Genomic DNA, 14,035 nt, shown 5'->3' on the forward strand with positions numbered 1-14,035 from the left:
CGCCGCAGCGCCCGCACCGCACGGCGTCCGGTTCGCTGGCGGTGCCCGGCGCGCGGGCGCGCGTGGCGCGGGCCGGGCGGATCTATGTCGAGGGGCGGCACGACGCGGAGCTGGTCGAGCGGGTGTGGGGCGACGACCTGCGGATCGAGGGCGTCGTCGTCGAGTATCTGGAGGGCATCGACGATCTGCCCGCGATCGTCGCGGAGTTCGGGCCTGCGGCGGACGCGCGGCTCGGAGTGCTGGTCGACCACCTGGTCCCGGGCTCGAAGGAGTCCCGGATCGCGGCGGAGGTCTCCAGCGACCACGCACTGGTGGTGGGGCACCCCTACATCGATGTGTGGGAGGCGGTGAAGCCGTCGTCCGTGGGCATCGCGGGGTGGCCGGCCGTACCGCGCGGCCAGGACTGGAAGACGGGCGTGTGCCGGTCCCTGGGCTGGCCGGAGAACACCGGCGCCGCATGGCAGCGGATCCTGTCGGGCGTACGGTCCTACCGCGACCTGGAGCCCGCGCTCCTGGGCCGCGTCGAGGAACTGATCGACTTCGTGACGGCGCCGGAGGATTCAAGCGTCTCCTAGCTAAGGGCTGTCCCGTAATCCCTGGTGGGCGAGCGACGCGATCCAGCCCCTCCGGCGTTCGGGGAGCGGGGTCCGGGGCGGAGCCCCGTGCAGGCGGCAGCCCGTCAGTCCACCAGGTCCCGCACCACCGCGTCGGCCAGCAGCCGCCCGCGCAGCGTCAGCACCGCACGCCCCGCCCCGTAGGCCGCGGGATCGAGCAGCCCGTCCGCCAGCGCCCGCCGGGACGCCGCCAGGCCGGCCGGGGCCAGGATGTCCAGCGGGCAGCCGTCGCGGAGCCGCAGCTCCAGCAGGATGCGCTCCACCCTGCGGTCCTCGGCGGGCAGGATCTCCCGGCCCGCGCCGGGTGACTTCCCGGCGGCCAGGGCGGCCGCGTACGCGCCGGGGTGCTTCACGTTCCACCAGCGCACCCCTCCGATGTGGCTGTGCGCTCCGGGGCCCGCGCCCCACCAGTCCGCGCCGCGCCAGTACAGCTCGTTGTGGAGGCAGCGGCCCGCGTCGGTGGTGGACCAGTTGGAGACCTCGTACCAGGAGAACCCCGCGTCGGCCAGGACCGAGTCCGCGATCAGATAGCGGTCCGCGTGCTCGTCGTCGTCCGTCATGGGCACCTCACCGCGCCGGATCCGGCGGGCCAGCTGGGTGCCCTCCTCGACGATGAGGGCGTACGCGGAGATGTGGTCGGGTCCGGCGCCGACCGCCGCCGCGAGCGAGGCCCGCCAGTCGTCGTCGGACTCCCCCGGCGTGCCGTAGATCAGGTCGAGGTTGACGTGTTCGAAGCCTGCGGCGCGTGCCTCGGCGACGCACGCCTCGGGCCTGCCGGGCGTGTGGGTGCGGTCGAGGATCTTCAGGACGTGCTGCCGGGCGCTCTGCATCCCGAACGAGATCCGGTTGAAGCCGCCGGCCCGCAACTCCGCCAGATACTCGGGGCCGACGGACTCGGGGTTGGCCTCGGTGGTGATCTCGGCGCCGTCGGCGAGGCCGAACTCGTCCCGTACCGCCGCGAGCATCCGTACCAGGTCCGCCGCGTCGAGCAGGGTCGGTGTGCCGCCGCCGACGAACACCGTGCTGACCGGCCTGGGGTCGTCCCCGAGCACCTTGCGGGCCAGCCGGACCTCCTCGGTCAGGGTCGAGGCGTAGTTGTCCTGGGAGGCCAGCACACCGCCCGAGCCGCGCAGCTCGGTGGCGGTGTAGGTGTTGAAGTCGCAGTACCCGCAGCGCGTCGCGCAGTAGGGCACGTGCAGATAGAACCCGAGCGGCCGCTCACCCGCGCCCTCCAGGGCATGACCGGGCAGCGCCCCGTCATCGGGCATGGGCTCACCATCGGGCAGTACGGAAGGCATGCCCCCATTGTCCCCCGGGCCGGGTGTTCCACGGACCGGCTGTCCCCCGGACCGGGAACTACTCCGCCCGCAGCACCAGGAGCGCCATGTCGTCGTCCAGCGGCTCCACGCCGAACGCGTACACCGCCTGCTTGATCCGCTCGGCGACGCCCTGCGCGGTCAGCCCCGTGCAGCCCGCCAGCTCGGCCGAGAGCCCGTCGCCGTCGTCGAACATGCGCGGACCCGCCCGCCGCTCGGTGACCCCGTCGGTGACACAGAGCAGCGTGTCACCGGGCAGCAGGTCGAACGTCTCGCTCTCGTACGTGACGCCCTCGACCACGCCGAGCAGCATCTGCGGTGCGGCGGCGGCCCGCACGGTGCCGTCGGGGCTCAGCAGCAGCGGCAGCGGGTGGCCCGCGCTCGCCAGGGTGCACCGCACGCCCGCGCCGCCCGGCAGCGGCACCAGCTCGCCGTAGAGCAGCGACAGGAACCGGGACTGGGGGTCCTCGTGCAGCTCCTGGCCGCCCGCGACCGCGACCATCCGGGCCGCGGCCTCCGCGGTCTCCATCGCGTCGTCGAGCAGCAGCTTGTTGAGCCGGTCGAGCACCTCGGAGACCTGGTAGCCCTCGCGGGCGAGCAGCCGCAGCCAGGGGCGGGCGAGCCCGGTGACGACGGCCGCCTCCGGACCGCTGCCCTGGACGTCGCCGAGTGCGAAGCACCAGCGGCCGCCCGCGCTGTCGCCGGGGAAGACGTCGTAGAAGTCGCCGCCCGCGACGCCCTCGCCGCGCGGCTCGTAGACGAGGGCGCTGTCCATACCGGGGATCTCGGCGACGCTGCTGGGCAGCAGCCCGCGCTGGAGGACCCTGCTGATGGTGGCCTGCCGGGTGTACTGGCGTGCGGCGCCGATCGCCAGCGCGACCCGGCGCGCGAAGTCGCCCACCAGGGCGGCCACTTCCTCGTGGGCGCGGCGCCCGGCCGCGCGGCCGAGCAGCAGAGTGCCCAGCGGCCGGCCCGCGGCGAGCAGCCGGTAGCCGAGCACCGTGCCTTCGGCGCCCGCCGTCCCGTCGGTGACCGGCCACTCCAGGGTCACGGCGCCGCCCCGTGCGGACTCGGGCAGCTGCGGCGGGTCCTTCTCCAGGACGGCCCGCAGTTCGTCGATCCGGCTCTCGTGGGCGTGCCAGACCCGCGAGAGTCTCGGTCTGCGTCCGGGGCCGCCCGCCTCCGGATCCAGCCAGACGGCGCACCAGTCGCCGAGCCGTGGCACCAGGAGCTGTCCGGCGAGCGCGGCGATCATGTCCTCGTCGAACTGCCCGGCGAGCAGTTCGGACGCCTCGGCGAGGAAGCTGAGCGCCCCGCTGCTGCTCCACTCGCGCTCCTCGCCCTGGGTGCGCCGGGGCGCGGGGGCGAGGATCTCGGCGGCGCGCAGTCCGCGCCTCAGGCGGCGGTCGCTGTCGGCCGCGGGCTGCGGGTCGCCCCCGTCGAGCGGCAGCCGGGTCCAGACCGTCTTGAGCCCGGTGCGGTAGGTGATGCCCCACGCCTCGGCCAGGGTCGAGACGAGCCGCAGCCCGCGGCCGTACTCCGGCGCGCCGTCCTGGTGGTCCTCCGGGTCGCTGCGCACCTCGCGGGACGGGTGGTGGTCGGACACCTCGATCACCAGCGCGGGCTGCTCGTCGCCGGCGGCGCCCTCAAGCCGGAGGAGCATCTCGACGGTGGTGCCCGCGTGCACGACGGCGTTGGTGACGAGTTCGCTGGCGATCAGGACGGAGTCGTCGGCGAGCTGGTCGGTGAAGCCGGTGGCGGCGGGGAGCCCGAGCGCGGTCCAGTCGGCGAGCGCGGCCCGGACGAACCGGCGGGCGGCGGACGGGGACAGCGGGTTGCCGGGCAGGCTGGTACGGACCACTGACGGCACGCCTGCCGGTGGCCCGGAGGGGCGCGCGGTACGGACCGCCGTCTCCCTCTGCACGGGAATGGACCCCACTCGGTGGCTCCCTGACCAGATCTGACGTTGCGCCGATGACGACAACGACAGAGTGACAGACTGAGCCCGCCCATATGCGTCGAGTTACTCAAATGGGCCGTGTCGGATGGGAAAAGCGCTGGTCGGCGCCGTGACGGAGTCGGAGATTCCGTGATGGGGCAGGGCCCGCGGGGGTGACGGGCGGGCGGCCGGCGGCGGGGCCGGCCGCCGGTCCCGCCCCTTCCCCGCTTCCGTTACGCCTCGCGGGAGCCCGCGTACATGTCCTCGATGAGCCCCTTGTACTCGCGCTCGACGACCGGCCGCTTCAGCTTGAGGCTGGGCGTCAGCTCACCGTGCTCGATGTCCAGGTCGCGCGGCAGCAGCCGGAACTTCTTGACCGTCTGCCAGCGCTGGAGCCCCTCGTTGAGCTGCTTCACATAGCCGTCGATCAGCGACTCGACCTCCTGGGACGCCACCACGTCGGCGTACGTCCGGCCGCCCAGGCCGTTCTCCTCCGCCCAGCCGAGGATGGTCGGCTCGTCCAGGGCGATGAGGGCCGTACAGAAGTTACGGTCCGCGCCGTGCACCAGGATGTTGGAGACGAACGGGCAGACCGCCTTGAACTGGCCCTCGACCTCGGCCGGCGCGATGTACTTGCCGCCGGAGGTCTTGATCAGGTCCTTCTTGCGGTCGGTGATCCGCAGATAGCCGTCGGACGACAGCTCGCCGATGTCGCCGGTGTGGAACCAGCCGTCGGACTCCAGGACTTCGGCGGTCTTCTCCGGCTGGCGGTGGTAGCCCGCCATGATGCCGGGACCGCGGAGCATGACCTCGCCGTCGTCGGCGATCCGGACCTCGGTGCCGGGCAGCGGCTTGCCGACGGTGCCGGTGCGGTACGCCTCGCCGGGGTTGACGAAGGAGGCGGCGCTGGACTCGGTGAGGCCGTACCCCTCCAGGATGTGGATGCCCGCGCCGGCGAAGAACAGCCCGATGTCGGGGGCGAGTGCGGCCGAGCCCGAGACGCAGGCGCGCAGCCGCCCGCCGAACGCCTCGCGGATCTTGGCGTACACCAGCGCGTCGGCGGCCTTGTGCTTGGCCGAGAGCGCGAAGGGCGCCGACGCGGAGCCGGTGTGCCGGAAGTTGTCCTGGGTGACCCGCGCGTACTCGCGTGCCACTTCGGCGGCCCACTGGAAGATCTTGTACTTGGCGGCGCCGCCGGCCCTGGCCTTGGCCGCGACCCCGTTGTAGACCTTCTCGAAGATCCGCGGGACGGCCGCCATATAGGTCGGCTGGACCACCGGGAGGTTCTCGATGATCTTGTCCACCCGGCCGTCGACGGCGGTGACATGGCCGACCTCGATCTGGCCGGAGGTCAGCACCTTGCCGAAGACGTGCGCGAGCGGCAGCCAGAGGTACTGGACGTCGTCCTTGGTGATCAGCCCGGTGGACACAGTGGCCTTGGCCATGTACGACCAGTTGTCGTGCGGCAGCCGCACACCCTTGGGCCTGCCCGTGGTGCCCGAGGTGTAGATCAGGGTGGCGAGCTGGTCGGCCGTGATGGCGCCGATCCGCTCCTTGACCGCACCCGGGTTCGCCGCCAGGTACGCGGCACCGCGGGCCTCCAGATCGGCGAGGGTGAGGACCCAGCCGGCCTCGTCCGCCGCATCCGGTTCAAGACCCGCGGTGTCGATCACCACGACATGGCGCAGTTCGGGCAGCTCGGCCCGCCGCTCCCGCGCCTTGGCGAGCTGCGCGGCGTCCTCGGCGATCAGCACCCGGCTCTCGGAGTCGGAGAGGATGTACGCGGACTCCTCGGTGTTCGTCGACGGGTAGATCGTCGTCGTCGCCGCGCCCGCGCACATCACGCCGAGGTCGGCCAGAATCCATTCGACCCGGGTCGACGAGGCGAGCGCGACGCGCTCCTCGGGCCGCACGCCGAGTTCGATCAGGCCGGCGGCGATGGCGTACACCCGCTCGGCAGCCTGGCCCCAGCTGAGGGACTTCCAGTCGTCAGGCCCCTCGCCCGATGCGGCGGGCACCGGGTAGCGGTACGCCTCGGCGTCGGGTGTCTCGGCAACCCGCTGGGTGAAAAGGGTCGCCACGGAGGGCGGCCGGGTCTCGATCAAGGTCTGTGTGTCGCTCACGACGTCGTCCTCCGGGCCTGCGAGCAGCTCTGCGCGACTGGCTGGTGGCTGTTATTAAACTGGCGAGTAACTAGTGATCAGAGTAGAGCGCCGCCGTCCGCCACGTAAGAGGGAACGGCCGTGTGGTTCATAACGAACGGGCCCCCGTGCCGTAGCGCGGGGGCCCGTCCGTCGAATCACGTTCCGGTTCTCTCCGGTTCCGGCCGGTTCCCTACCGCCGGTTCCGTATCGCCGGTTCCGGTTACTTCTTCTTGCTCTCGCCCGAGTCGTCGGTCGACAGCACCGAGATGAAGGCTTCCTGCGGGACCTCCACGTTGCCGACCATCTTCATCCGCTTCTTGCCTTCCTTCTGCTTCTCCAGCAGCTTCCGCTTACGGGAGATGTCACCGCCGTAGCACTTGGCGAGTACGTCCTTGCGGATGGCGCGGACGGTCTCGCGGGCGATGACGCGGGCGCCGATGGCGGCCTGGATCGGCACCTCGAAGTTCTGCCGCGGGATCAGCTTCTGCAGCTTGGCGACGAGCCGCACCCCGTACGCGTACGCCTTGTCCTTGTGCGTGACGGCGGAGAACGCGTCGACCTTGTCGCCGTGCAGCAGGATGTCGACCTTGACGAGCTGGGCGGCCTGCTCGCCGGTGGGCTCGTAGTCGAGGGACGCATAGCCGCGGGTCTTCGACTTCAGCTGGTCGAAGAAGTCGAAGACGATCTCGGCGAGCGGCAGGGTGTAGCGGATCTCGACCCGGTCCTCGGAGAGGTAGTCCATCCCGAGCAGCGTGCCGCGGCGGTTCTGGCAGAGCTCCATGATCGCGCCGATGAACTCGCTGGGGGCCAGCACCGTGGCGCGGACGACCGGCTCGTGCACCTTGTCGATCTTGCCCTCGGGGAATTCACTCGGGTTGGTGACGATGTGCTCGGTGCCGTCCTCCATGTCCACCCGGTAGACCACGTTGGGCGCGGTGGCGATGAGCTCCAGGTTGAACTCGCGCTCCAGACGCTCCCTGACCACGTCGAGGTGGAGCAGACCGAGGAAGCCGACCCGGAAGCCGAAGCCGAGGGCCGCCGAGGTCTCCGGCTCGTACACCAGGGCGGCGTCGTTGAGCTGGAGCTTCTCCAGGGCCTCACGGAGGTCCGGGTAGTCCGAGCCGTCCAGCGGGTAGAGGCCGGAGAAGACCATCGGCTTGGGGTCCTTGTAGCCGCCCAGGGCCTCGGTGGCGCCCTTGTGCAGCGAGGTGATCGTGTCACCGACCTTCGACTGCCTGACGTCCTTCACCCCGGTGATGATGTAGCCGACCTCGCCGACGCCGATGCCGTCGGCCGGGGTCATCTCCGGCGAGGAGACACCGATCTCCAGCAGCTCGTGGGTGGCGTTGGTGGACATCATGCGGATGCGCTCGCGCTTGTTGAGCTGGCCGTCGACGACACGGACGTACGTCACGACACCGCGGTAGGAGTCGTAGACCGAGTCGAAGATCATGGCGCGGGCGGGGGCGTCGGCCTTGCCCACCGGGGCGGGCACGTCCCTGACGACCCGGTCGAGGAGAGCGTCCACCCCGACACCGGTCTTCGCGGAGACCTTGAGCACGTCCTCGGGCTGACAGCCGATGAGGTTCGCCAGCTCCTCGGAGAACTTCTCGGGCTGCGCGGCCGGCAGGTCGATCTTGTTGAGGACCGGAACGATCGTGAGGTCGTTCTCCATCGCCAGATAGAGGTTGGCGAGGGTCTGCGCCTCGATGCCCTGGGCCGCGTCGACCAGCAGGATCGTGCCCTCGCAGGCGGCGAGGGAACGGGAGACCTCATAGGTGAAGTCCACGTGACCAGGGGTGTCGATCATGTTCAGGACATGGGTGGTACCCAGGTCCCCGCCCGTGGTGGGCGCCCAGGGCAGCCGGACCGCCTGGGACTTGATCGTGATGCCGCGCTCGCGCTCGATGTCCATACGGTCGAGGTACTGAGCGCGCATCTGCCGCTGGTCGACCACCCCGGTCAGCTGGAGCATCCGGTCGGCAAGGGTCGACTTGCCGTGGTCGATGTGCGCGATGATGCAGAAATTGCGGATCAGCGCCGGGTCGGTACGGCTCGGCTCGGGCACGTTGGTAGGAGTCGCGGGCACGCAGGGTCCTGATTCTTGAGACGCCGGGCGTCTCGTCTCGGGCGATGGCGGATCGAAACGTAAGCTCCATGGTCCCATGGCTGGGGGCCCGATCCCGTTTTGGGCCGGTGGGCGGCCGACTGGTACCGTGGTCAGCTGTGCCTCCTGGGCCTTCCGGATGAACGCTTCACACGGTTCGTGGCGGTCGGCGCTGAGGTGCTCATCGAAATTTCGAATTCATCGAACCTGAAAAGGCTCTTTCGTGGCGAACATCAAGTCCCAGATCAAGCGGAACAAGACCAACGAGAAGGCGCGCCTGCGCAACAAGGCCGTCAAGTCGTCGCTCAAGACCGCGATCCGCAAGTCCCGTGAGGCCGCTGCCGCGGGCGACGTCGAGAAGGCCACCGCGGCCGCTCGGCTGGCTTCCCAGCAGCTCGACAAGGCTGTCAGCAAGGGCGTTATCCACAAGAACTCCGCGGCCAACAAGAAGTCGGCGATCGCCAAGCGCGTTGCCGGTCTCTCCGCCTGAACCGCCTGAAGCCGACCGACGGCGTCCGGCCTCACGGCTGACCGCTTCCGGGTGACTTCGACTTACGGGGCTCTCTCCGAGCCCCACCCGTCGTCCCGGGCCCAGCGGCCCCTCTACCGCTCCGGTACGACACCCCGCGCCGCACACGGCCTGCGTTCGCCACGCGGGTGCGGCGCACCAAGAGCTTGAGCCGAAGGCCCCGCCTCTGTCCTTCCCCAGGACGGACGCGGGGCCTTCGGCGTGGGTGCGCGGACGAGGTCGTGGCGCGGACGGGGTCGTGGCGCGGGCGGGTGGGGTCGCGGCGCGGGCGGCGGCCGTGCGGTGCGGTGGGCTTCAGCGCCGCATCCGGGCCGCCCGGGCCACCGTGACCACGGCCCGTTCCAGCTCGTACTCCGGGTCGTCACCGCCGCCCTTCACCCCGGCGTCCGCCTGCGCCACGGCGCGCAGCGCGACCGCGAGCCCGTCCGGTGTCCACCCGCGCATCTGCTGCCGTACCCGGTCGATCTTCCACGGCGGCATGCCCAGCTCACGTGCGAGATCGGCGGGGCGCCCACCGCGGGCCGACGAGAGCTTGCCGATGGCCCGGACGCCCTGCGCCAGGGCGCTGGTGATCAGCACCGGGGCGACCCCGGTCGACAGCGACCAGCGCAGTGCCTCCAGGGCTTCGGCCGCTCGGCCTTCGACGGCCCGGTCGGCGATCGTGAAGCTGGAGGCTTCGGCGCGCCCCGTGTAGTACCGGCCGACGACCGCCTCGTCGATGGTGCCCTCGACGTCCGCGACGAGCTGGGAGACCGCGCTCGCCAGCTCCCGCAGATCGCTGCCGATGGAGTCGACCAGCGCCTGGCACGCCTCGGGGGTCGCGGAACGGCCCAGGGCCCGGAACTCCGACCGTACGAAGGAGAGCCGCTCGGCCGGTTTGGTCGTCTTCGGGCAGGCGATCTCGCGGGCGCCTGCCTTGCGGGCGGCGTCCAGCAGGCCCTTGCCCTTGGCTCCCCCGGCGTGGAGGAGCACCAGGGTGATCTCGTCGGCAGGGGCGCCGAGGTACGTCTTGACGTCCTTGATCGTGTCGGCCGAGAGGTCCTGTGCGTTCCGCACGATGACGACCTTGCGCTCGGCGAAGAGCGAGGGGCTGGTCAGCTCGGCCAGCGTGCCCGGCTGGAGCTGGTCGGACGTGAGATCGCGGACGTCGGTGTCGGCGTCGGCCGCGCGGGCGGCGGCGACCACCTGCTGAACGGCACGGTCGAGCAGCAGGTCCTCCTGCCCCACGGCGAGGGTGAGCGGCACCAGCGGATTGTCTGCGGAGTCCTGCTGACTCGGTTTCCGGATCATCGCGGTCCAGCATCCCACGGGGCACCGACAGCCGGCCCACGTCCCGTAGCCCCGGGTGCGACGCACCGGCCGCACCGGACGTACCGGAGAATGATCCGGTGAGCGATGTGAGACATGTACTGGTGCTGCCCGACCGCGACACCGCGGACGAGGTGGCGGGAGAGGTCGCCGACCGCTTCGGGGTGGCCGATGAGCCCCAGCTCGTCCGGGACGCCCTGGCCGGGGAGGACGACGCCGACGACGCACAGTGGCTGGTCGTCGTCGAGGACCCGGAGCAGCGGCTGGACCCCCGGGCGCTGGACGCGTTCGCGGCCGAGTACGAGGGGTGGCTCGAGGCGCCTTGACGGTGCCCCGGCGGCGCACCCACCGGCGGTGCACCGACGGAGACGGGCCGGAGCGGCGGCGGGACCGGGCGGAAGCAACGGCGGGACCGGGCCGGAGCGGCGGCGGGGCGGTGCCGGAGCGGCGGCGGGCCGGTGCCCCGCTCAGGCGGCCTTCTTCACGATCTGGACGTCCAGATCGATGGTGATGCTGTTGCCGACCACCGCGATACCACGGGCCAGCATGGTCTGCCAGCTGACGGTGAAGTCGTCACGGTGCAGCTCGGTAGTGGCGCGGCAGGCGGCGCGTACCTCGCCCTCCATGCCGTTGCCGACGCCCAGATACTGCGAGTCGAGTGTGACGGTACGGCTGACGCCGTGCAGGGTGAGCGCGCCGGTCACGCCCCAGCGGCTGCCGCCGCGGTGCACGAAGCGCTCGCTGTAGAACTCGAGCGTCGGGAAGCGCGCCACGTCCAGGAAGTCCCCCGAGCGCAGATGGTCGTCGCGCATCCGGACGTTGGTGTCGATGGACGCCGCGTCGATGATGACGTGCATCGCGGACTGCTCCATGTGGTCCGCGATCCTGACGGCGCCGGCGAAGGTGTTGAACCGGCCGTGGATACGCGCCATCCCGATATGGCGGGCGGTGAAACTGATCTGCGAGTGCATCGGCTCGATCTCCCACTCGCCCGGCTCCGGCAGCGAGGGGGGCTGGGCGACCTGGAGCGCGAGATCGCCGAGGCCGGAGTGGCCGCCCTCGGTGACGGTGGCGCTGCCGTGGAAGGGGGTGAAGCCCTCGGAGGTGACGGCCAGCCGGTACTCGCCCGGGGGAACGGTGGCGAATATGGAGCCGTACGGATCGGTCTCGCCGCCGAAGGTTCTGCGGCCCATGGTGTCCGTGAGTACGAACTCGGCCTGCTGGACGGGCTCGTTGACCGGGTCGAGCACCCGGCAGCTGAGCACGCCCGCGTGCGCGGGCAGGGTGAGTCCGCCCAGAGGGCCACCACTGCGTCCTGCGCCGGTCTGTGACCGGTTACCAAACCAACGGCTGAACACTTCTGCTGAACCCCCGTGCATCGGGCCGACGTTCGGTCGCACGCACGGAAGGACGTCATTGTCGGGGCGGCGACCCGCTGACGAATATGCATTCGATCACTGTTGGCACGTTCTGGGCAAACGGCGCTGGTCGTGGGGGTTGACGAACAGCTGTCACGAGTTGTACTTACTCAGAAGTAATGTCCATTCGTACCGGCACCCGGTCGAATTCCAGCCCGAAATGGTCGCGGTAGGCCGCGAGAACGGCCGCGTCGTCCACCAGATCCTGCTCGCGCCGCTCGCCGCGCACGGTGGTGATCAGCTTGCTGCCGCTGAGCGTGATCCGGCCGTGGTCGCTGAGCCGCGAGCAGATGAGCGAACGGGTGAAGTGGGAGGCGGGCGAGGTCCGGTGGTACCAGGCCCCCGCCTCGAAGTCGGCCAGCTCACGGGGGCGCTGCTCCAGCCGGTACTGCGGCTTCCCGTCCCGTACGACATCGAGGTCGTCGCCGGCCGCGCTCGCGATCCGGAAGGTGCCTCCGGGGTCCTGCTGCCCGCCCCGCTCGCCGAACAGCAGCGGATGGTGACTGTGCTCGCCGAACCCGACGTCGGCGAGCCAGGGGCCGGTGCCGTCGGCCGTCTCGACCCGCAGGGCGAGATGGTCGTACGGGATGCCGAGACCGCCGTCGGCGCTGTGCACCCGGCCTTGGAGCAGCGTCACATGGAAGCCGAGGGCGCGCAGCAACGCCGCGAAGGCGCCGTTGAGTTCGTAGCAGACACCTCCGCGCCGGGCGCCGACGATCTTGTCGATGAGCGGTGCGTCGGCGAGCACGATGTCCTCGCCCCGGTGGATGGAGAGGTTCTCGAACGGCACCGTGTGCAGATGCCGCAGCTGCAGCTCCCGGAGCGCCGCCGAGTCCGGCGCGGCCGGACGTTCGGCCCCGATGCGCCGGAGGTACCCGACCACCCACGCCGGCTCCGGAGGCGTGGGCTGCGGCGGGGTGTGCGACGGGGCCGACTGCGGCGGTGTGGCCCGCGACGGCGACTGCAGCGGGGTGTGCGGCGGGGGCTGCCGCCTGGTTCCCGGCGAGCTTGCCGACGGTCTGTCCAGCGATCGGTCCATGCACGCAGTCTCACGCCGCGTAGGGACTCGCGCCATGCGCCGTAAGACCTGCCGGAGCCCGACCGGAGCCCTACCGGGGCTTGGGGTGGCCTAGGGCCGGGCGCCTAGGACCGATGTACGATCCCCCGGCGCTCGTCCGCCACTAGCGTGGTCCGCCATGACGAACCGGGAACCGACGCGCAGCCGGCAGCAGCGACGGCAGGACACCATCGGCCGACTGGAGCAGGACGTCGACTGCTGGGTGGCCACCGCCGCCGCGGACGGCGAGCCGTGTCTGGTGCCCCTGTCGTTCGTATGGCACGAGGACGGCCTGGTGGTCTGTACCCGGCGCACCAACCCGACCGGGGCCAACCTGGTGCGCGACGGACGCGTCAGGGTCACGCTCGGCCACACCCGCGACGTGGTGCTCATCGAGGGCGAGGGCGAACTGCTGACGGACGACAGGCGCACCGCAGCGGCGGATGCCTTCGCGGCCAAGCTCACCTGGGACCCGCGCACCGAGGAGGGGTACGTGTATCTGCGCATCACCCCCAGGGCGGTCCAGGCATGGCGCGAGGTGAACGAGATCGCCGGCCGCGACCTGATGCGCGACGGCACCTGGCTGGACTGACCCGTTCGAGTCGGCGTGTCACGGGCCCGTCGGTATCGCCCGGAGCCCGGGTCCCGTGCCCGTCACCGCGATGGAGCCGTCCCTGTCCGTGCGCAGGACCGTGGCACCGCCGGCCCGGAGCGAGCTGACCGTACGCGGTGCGGGATGGCCGTACGGGTTGTCCTGGCCGCAGGAGATCAGGGCGAGCCGGGGACGTACCGCACGCAGCAGGGCCGGGTCCTGGTAGGCCGAGCCGTGGTGCGCCACCTTCAGCACATCCACCGGCGGGAGCGCCGGGTAGGCCCGCAACAGTGCCTGCTGAGCCGGGGGTTCGAGATCGCCGGGCAGCAGCAGCGTGAGCCCCGCGCTGCGCACCAGCAGGGTGACACTGGCGTCGTTCGGCCCGTCGGCGACGGGCACCGGCGCGGGAGGTGGCCACAGCACCTGCCAGCTCAGCCCTCCGATACGGCGCTGCTCCCCCGGCCCCGCCCGGACGACGGGGACCCGCGCGGCCGCCGCCTCCCGTCGTACCGAAGCGCTCTGATCCGGTGGATCCTGGAGATTCGTCGTCTCGATCGCCCCGACCGTCCGGCCACGCAGCACACCGGGCAGACCGGCCACGTGGTCGGCGTGGAAGTGGGTGAGCAGAAGCAGCGGGATGCGGGTCACACCGAGGGCCCGGAGGCACCGGTCGACCAGGCGGGGATCGGGCCCCGTGTCGATCACGACGGCCGCCCCCGCACCGGTCGCGAGCACCGTCGCGTCGCCCTGTCCCACGTCGCACATCGCGTACTTCCACCCGGGTGGTGGCCAGCCGGTGACGACCCGGGTCAGCGGGGCGGGCCTGACGACCGCGAGCAGCAGCAGGAGGACACACGCCGCGCCGGTCCATGGGTGGCGGCGCACTCGGCGGGCGGCCACGGTGAGGGCGACCGTGACCGCTGCGAGCAGCAGCGCGCCTGGCCATCCGCCGGGCCAGTCGATCTCCGCGCCCGGCAGGGCCGCGCCACGCCGGGCCACGGCGGCGATCCA

Annotated in this window: 12 protein-coding genes; 4 read left to right on the forward strand and 8 right to left on the reverse strand. The window is 71.4% G+C overall.

From position 1 onward, the window contains the following. Positions 1-575: DUF3097 family protein (locus G3I19_RS27050; RefSeq protein WP_164266329.1), on the forward strand; the 575-nt coding region annotated here is incomplete at its 5' end. 104 nt (positions 576-679) lie between these two features. On the opposite strand, the gene hemW is transcribed toward G3I19_RS27050, so the two are convergent. From hemW to lepA, 4 genes are all read right to left on the reverse strand, one after another. Continuing rightward, the gene (hemW, locus tag G3I19_RS27055; RefSeq protein WP_239074862.1) at positions 680-1,882 is read right to left on the reverse strand and encodes a radical SAM family heme chaperone HemW; all 1,203 of its coding nucleotides are present in this window, start codon (positions 1,880-1,882) and stop codon (positions 680-682) included. A gap of 88 nt (positions 1,883-1,970) precedes the next feature. Then, a complete protein-coding gene (locus G3I19_RS27060) occupies positions 1,971-3,791 on the reverse strand; it encodes an ATP-binding SpoIIE family protein phosphatase (RefSeq protein WP_164266331.1) in 1,821 nt (606 codons plus the stop codon). A 311-nt stretch (positions 3,792-4,102) separates the two neighbouring features. Next, entirely contained in the window at positions 4,103-5,992 is a 1,890-nt protein-coding gene (locus G3I19_RS27065; protein WP_164266332.1) for a long-chain fatty acid--CoA ligase, read from the reverse strand. A gap of 241 nt (positions 5,993-6,233) precedes the next feature. Continuing rightward, entirely contained in the window at positions 6,234-8,102 is a 1,869-nt protein-coding gene (lepA, locus tag G3I19_RS27070; RefSeq protein ID WP_164266333.1) for a translation elongation factor 4, read from the reverse strand. 241 nt (positions 8,103-8,343) lie between these two features. On the opposite strand from lepA, the gene rpsT reads away from it, so the two are divergent. Next, positions 8,344-8,610 (forward strand): 30S ribosomal protein S20, encoded by a 267-nt coding sequence (gene rpsT / locus G3I19_RS27075; RefSeq protein WP_164266334.1) that lies wholly within the window; start codon positions 8,344-8,346, stop codon positions 8,608-8,610. A gap of 333 nt (positions 8,611-8,943) precedes the next feature. On the opposite strand, the gene holA is transcribed toward rpsT, so the two are convergent. After that, a complete protein-coding gene (gene holA, locus G3I19_RS27080) occupies positions 8,944-9,939 on the reverse strand; it encodes a DNA polymerase III subunit delta (protein WP_164266335.1) in 996 nt (331 codons plus the stop codon). Positions 9,940-10,037: 98 nt separating this feature from the next. Between holA and G3I19_RS27085 the strand changes: the two genes are divergently transcribed. Beyond that, the gene (locus G3I19_RS27085; protein ID WP_164266336.1) at positions 10,038-10,283 is read left to right on the forward strand and encodes a hypothetical protein; all 246 of its coding nucleotides are present in this window, start codon (positions 10,038-10,040) and stop codon (positions 10,281-10,283) included. A 141-nt stretch (positions 10,284-10,424) separates the two neighbouring features. Here the strand turns inward: G3I19_RS27085 and G3I19_RS27090 are convergent, their stop codons facing one another. Further along, positions 10,425-11,315, reverse strand: a complete 891-nt coding sequence (locus G3I19_RS27090; protein WP_343235221.1) for a YceI family protein — start codon at positions 11,313-11,315, stop codon at positions 10,425-10,427. 166 nt (positions 11,316-11,481) lie between these two features. After that, positions 11,482-12,414 (reverse strand): arylamine N-acetyltransferase, encoded by a 933-nt coding sequence (locus G3I19_RS27095; RefSeq protein WP_203600331.1) that lies wholly within the window; start codon positions 12,412-12,414, stop codon positions 11,482-11,484. A gap of 157 nt (positions 12,415-12,571) precedes the next feature. On the opposite strand from G3I19_RS27095, the gene G3I19_RS27100 reads away from it, so the two are divergent. Further along, entirely contained in the window at positions 12,572-13,024 is a 453-nt protein-coding gene (locus G3I19_RS27100) for a pyridoxamine 5'-phosphate oxidase family protein (RefSeq protein WP_164266338.1), read from the forward strand. 18 nt (positions 13,025-13,042) lie between these two features. Here the strand turns inward: G3I19_RS27100 and G3I19_RS27105 are convergent. Next, positions 13,043-14,035, reverse strand: a 993-nt coding sequence (locus tag G3I19_RS27105) for an MBL fold metallo-hydrolase (protein WP_164266339.1), incomplete at its 5' end; no start/stop codon positions are given.

The organism is Streptomyces sp. SID10853, assembly GCF_010548145.1.
GTDB lineage: Bacteria > Actinomycetota > Actinomycetes > Streptomycetales > Streptomycetaceae > Streptomyces.